2 protein-coding genes are annotated in these 4,006 nt (G+C 33.9%); one reads left to right on the forward strand and one right to left on the reverse strand.

The genetic code is table 11. The features are described 5' to 3' along the window. Positions 1–155 precede the first annotated feature (155 nt). The gene (gene gcvP / locus AAC024_RS15755; protein WP_339896444.1) at positions 156–3,005 is read right to left on the reverse strand and encodes an aminomethyl-transferring glycine dehydrogenase; all 2,850 of its coding nucleotides are present in this window, start codon (positions 3,003–3,005) and stop codon (positions 156–158) included. 120 nt (positions 3,006–3,125) lie between these two features. Here gcvP and AAC024_RS15760 point away from each other — a divergent pair, with 120 nt between their 5' ends. Next, positions 3,126–3,959, forward strand: a complete 834-nt coding sequence (locus AAC024_RS15760) for a hypothetical protein (RefSeq protein ID WP_339896445.1) — start codon at positions 3,126–3,128, stop codon at positions 3,957–3,959. Positions 3,960–4,006: the final 47 nt, after the last annotated feature.

The following is a 4,006-nucleotide window of genomic DNA, read 5'->3' on the forward strand; positions in this document are numbered from 1 at the left end:
TTTCAATAGTCGCTGGTATATAGCTTCCTGTACCAGTAATTTTAATATTCATAAATATGAAAATTATTATAATTTGTTTAATTCTACCAAAATAAAATATTTCAAACCAATTAAAACTCAATTTAAAATAAATTTACGATGTTCAAACCCCGTTTTCAGGCTTCTTCATAGGCTTCGATAGGTACACAAGAACAAATTAAATTTCTGTCTCCATACGCATCATCAACACGTCTTACACTTGGCCAAAACTTATTATTCTTTACATAGTCTAATGGAAATGCAGCTTTTTCACGAGAATATGGGAAATACCATTCGTTTGCAGTAATCATATCCAAAGTGTGAGGTGCATTTTTTAACACGTTATTATCATCTTCTTTTGATAGGCTATCTATCTCTTTTTTTATGGAGATCATAGCATCGCAAAATCGATCGATTTCAGCTTTACTTTCACTTTCAGTAGGTTCAATCATTAAGGTTCCAGCTACTGGAAAAGATACTGTAGGTGCATGGAATCCATAATCCATTAAACGTTTTGCAATATCTGTAACTTCAATACCATGTGCTTTAAAAGGTCTGCAATCTACAATCATTTCATGTGCTGCACGACCACGTTCACCAGAATATAATGTATCAAAACTTCCTTGAAGTCGATGTTTTATATAATTAGCATTTAAAATGGCAATTTTAGTAGACTCTTTTAAGCCGTTAGCTCCAAGCATTTTTATATATCCATAAGAAATAAGACATGCTAAAGCAGATCCAAAAGGTGCTGCGGAAATTGCTGTGATAGCCTTATCTCCTCCAGTTTTCACTAAAGGGTTGCCGGGTAGGAATGGCACGAGTTGTTTTGCAACACAAATAGGACCAACACCAGGACCACCGCCACCATGAGGTATCGCAAACGTTTTATGTAAGTTAAGGTGGCAAACGTCAGCTCCAATATTTCCTGGGTTAGTTAAACCAACCTGGGCGTTCATGTTTGCTCCGTCCATATATACTTGTCCACCGTTATCATGAATAATTTGGGTAATTTCTTTTATTGCTGATTCGTAAACACCATGTGTTGATGGATATGTAACCATTAAAGCAGATAGATTTGCTGCATGTAATTCTGCCTTTTCGCGTAAATCATCAACATCGATATTACCCTCTTCTGTTGATTTAGTAACAATCACTTTCATACCCGCCATAACAGCACTCGCAGGATTTGTACCATGCGCAGATGAAGGAATTAAACAAATGTTTCTATGATGGTCACCACGAGATTCATGATACGCTTTTATAACCATAAGGCCTGCGAATTCACCTTGAGCGCCAGAATTTGGTTGTAATGATGTGGCTGCAAAACCAGTAATTTCAGTTAACTGATCTTCCAATGCTTTTAAAACTGTTAAATATCCTTTGGCTTGTTTTAAAGGTGCAAAAGGGTGTATGTTGCCCCATTTAAACCAACTTAAGGGTAGCATTTCTGAGGCCGCATTTAATTTCATAGTACATGATCCTAATGAAATCATAGAATGATTCAACGATAAATCTTTGCGTTCTAAAGATTTAATATAGCGCATTAATTCTGTTTCAGAATGATACGTGTTAAAGACAGGTTCAGATAAGAAATTAGATTGTCTTTGAATAGGTTCTGAAATGTTATTGGCTTGTTCAACTGAAGAAATTATAATAGTTTCTTTGTTTGCAGCTTCAGCAAAAATTGAAATCAAATAATTAATATCTCTTATTGATGTCGTCTCATTTACTGAAATGGTTACTGTGTGTTTATCTGGATAATACAGGTTTACTTTCTTTTCAGTAGCAATTTTCTTTATCTTTTTTGCTTTAGTTTTTACTTGCAGTGTGTCAAAATAGGAAGTGTTAACTTGCTCGTATCCTAAGGTTTCAAGTGCTTTAGCTAAGGTGGTTGTTTTGTTATGAACCTTATTAGCTATAAATTTTAAACCTCGAGGCCCATGATAGACCGCATACATACTAGCCATAACTGCCAATAATACTTGAGCGGTACAAATGTTTGAAGTCGCTTTATCCCTTTTAATATGTTGCTCGCGCGTTTGTAAAGCCATACGTAGTGCACGGTTACCATTTGCATCTTTAGTAACACCAATAATACGACCAGGCAAGTCTCGTTTATAAGCATCTTTGGTTGCGAAATATGCCGCATGAGGGCCACCATAACCCATTGGGATCCCAAAACGTTGGGTGGTTCCTACAACCACATCAGCTCCAAATTTACCTGGTGCCTCTAACTTAACTAAGCTTAAAATATCGGCGGCAACAGCCACTTTTATTCTAGCCTTATTGGCTTGATTTATAAATGATTTTATATCGGTAATTTGACCATCTTTTCCTGGGTATTGTAAAATAGCACCGAAAAATTCTTCTGAGAAATTAAATGCATCTTCTTTTCCAATAACTAATTCAATACCAATAGGTGTAGCTCTTGTTTGTAATAATGATAACGTTTGTGGTAATATGTTTTCAGAAACAAAAAACGTATTGATACCTGCTTTTTTCTGATCGCGCTCCCTTACAGCAAAAAGTAAACTCATGGCTTCTGCTGCTGCGGTACTCTCATCAAGTAAAGATGCGTTGGCAATTTCCATTCCGGTAAGGTCTATAACCATGGTTTGAAAATTCAATAATGCTTCTAATCTTCCTTGAGCTATTTCAGCTTGATAAGGTGTGTATGCTGTATACCAACCCGGGTTTTCAAGAATATTTCTTTGAATAACAGCAGGTAGAATAGTGGGGTGGTAGCCTAAACCTATATAAGTTTTGCGAGCTTTGTTTTTTTTAGATAAATCATGAATATGCAATAAATACTCATGTTCCGTCATGGGTTCATCCAAATTTAAACCGTTTTTTAAACGAATATCACTAGGGATAGTTTCAAAAATTAACCGATCTAAGGAGTCTAAACCTAAGGTTTCTAACATAAGTTTTTGGTCTTCTTCTCTTGGACCAATATGACGCAAAGCGAAAGCATTCGTGTTCATTAAGCAGAATTTAATTATATAATTCGCAAAAATACGTAATATTTAATGTGTTTTATTGAGCGAAATAGAAAGTTTTTAACTATTCACAAACGTTATCAACACTTTCGTTACTTTTGTTTTATGATGTTCTTAAAGCAACTTTTTAATTTTTACATCAATAGTAGTATTCATGTAGCTTTAGCTGTTTATGCGTTTACATATATTACTCTAGTTGAGTATGATATTCAGTACGATGAAAATGTACTGTATTTTGTGTTTTATGCGACTATTACAGGCTATAACTTTGTGAAGTATTTTGGGATAGCAAAATTTCATCATAGAAGGTTAGCAGGTTGGCTAAAAGTTATTCAAATATTTTCTTTGATAAGCTTTGTGTTACTGTGTTATTATGGTTTACAACTACCTACTAAAATACTAGTTTATATCGCCATATTTGGAGGGATTACATTTTTATATGCTATTCCTATTTTGCCTAAGCGAATTTTTATTGATAAACATCAAAATCTAAGAAGTATTGGTGGTCTTAAAGTTTATGTTATAGCTGCAGTTTGGAGTGGAGTTACAGTATTTTTGCCTATATTAAGTAATGAGCTGTCAATAAGTGCAGATGTTTTAATTACTGGTGTACAGCGATTTATTTTCGTTATACTTTTAATGCTGCCTTTTGAAATTAGAGATTTAAAATTTGACAACTTAAAACTTTCAACCATACCACAGAAAATTGGAGTGAAACAAACCAAAATTATTGGTGCAGCCTTGGTTTTAACTATATTTTTACTCGAATTTTTTAAGGATGGAATAACTATAAATGGAATTTTAGTGCTACTTGTAGTTTTGGTAATTGCATTACTTTTTTTACTCTATTCTAAAATAGATCAAAATAAATATTACAGTTCTTTTTGGGTGGAAGGATTACCAATATTGTGGTTAATCTTATTACTAGCTTTTAATTAGTGTTTGGACGGAAACACAGCAAAATTAAATTTGTTTCTTTTTGCGCC

The sequence above is a fragment of the uncultured Algibacter sp. genome (genome assembly GCF_963976535.1).
Taxonomy (GTDB): domain Bacteria; phylum Bacteroidota; class Bacteroidia; order Flavobacteriales; family Flavobacteriaceae; genus Algibacter_B.

Coding starts and splice junctions, on each gene's coding strand:
- AAC024_RS15760 (WP_339896445.1), top strand. CDS start 3,126: ATGATGTTCTTAAAGCAACTTTTTAATTTTTACATCAATAGTAGTATT.
- gcvP (WP_339896444.1), bottom strand. CDS start 3,005: ATGAACACGAATGCTTTCGCTTTGCGTCATATTGGTCCAAGAGAAGAA.